Consider the following 1,116-nt stretch of genomic DNA (forward strand, 5'->3'; position numbering starts at 1 on the left):
GCGCCGTACCGGATGGGCGCGCGGCGCGAAGCTCGGGGCCTCCAGCCTGGCATAGGCGCGCATCTCGGCGAGCGTCTGGGTGTCAGCGACCAGCTTCCGGTGCAGGCCGGAAAGCATTGCCGTGTCGCCACCGGAAAAGGCGCCGCCGGCATAGGTGGCAAGGTCGAGAATGCTGCGCTTCAGCCGCGAGATGATGGCCTCGCTGGCCAATTTGGGCAGGATCAGCCGACTGGTCAGGCCGGCGCAGACAATGCCGAGTACGATCTCGGCACAGCGCGCGACCGCGAGGTCGACGACGAGATGCGGCTGGCCAAACGCCGGCAAGCCGATGATCATCGCGGTGTAGCCGGCCAGCGCCGCTCCGTAAGCTTCCGGGTTGCGCAGCAGCGACGACACGAAGGTGCAAATGCCGATCCATAGGGCAAGCACCGTCACCAGCACCCAGGGATTCGTGCCGAAGACAGTGGTGATGGCAATTGCGGCAGCACCGCCCGCCAGCGTGCCGAGCAACCGATAAAAGCCTTTCGCCAACACCATGCCGGCGACCGGCTGGGCAACGATGAACACCGTCATCATCGCCCATTGCGGGTGATCGAGCTTGAGGGCGTAGGCGGCCATAAGCGCGATCAGGCCGGCCGAGACCGTGCGCAAGGCGAAGATCCAGTCCGACCGGGTCGGCTGTGTCAGCCCGGCAAGAGCCGCTTCGAAATAGTCTTTCAGCCGTTGCCAGCTCACACGCGCGTCTCCGCAAGCCTTGATCGACCGGCCTGCGCTCAGATATCCAGCACTTCCGTTTCCGCGAATTCGGCGCGTTCCTGGATGAACCGGAAACGAGCCTCCGGCTTGGTGCCCATCAGCGCATCGATCGCGTCCTTGGTGGCGGCCTCGGCATCGATCACATCGACCCGGAGCAGCGTACGCTTCCTCGGGTCCATTGTGGTCTCCTTGAGCTGCGCGGCCATCATTTCGCCCAGGCCCTTGAAGCGACCGATCTCGACCTTGCCGCGCCCGGTGAACTCGGTGCGCAGCAATTCGTCCTTGTGCGCGTCGTCACGCGCATAAGCGACCTTGCCGCCCTGCCGGATCGAGTAGAGCGGCGGCACCGCCAGATAGAGA

General features: G+C 65.1%; 1 protein-coding gene and 1 pseudogene. Both read right to left on the reverse strand.

Going from position 1 to position 1,116, the window contains the following annotated elements; all coding sequences use genetic code 11:
- A partial coding sequence (locus FJ980_RS33445) for an FUSC family protein (RefSeq protein WP_140547649.1) occupies nt 1–735 on the reverse strand: 735 nt, incomplete at its 3' end.
- Between the two features lie 38 nt (nt 736–773).
- Nucleotides 774–1,116, reverse strand: a pseudogene (locus FJ980_RS33450) (DNA topoisomerase IV subunit B); the annotation flags it as partial.

It is taken from the genome of Mesorhizobium sp. B1-1-5 (assembly GCF_006443065.1).
Lineage (GTDB): Bacteria > Pseudomonadota > Alphaproteobacteria > Rhizobiales > Rhizobiaceae > Mesorhizobium.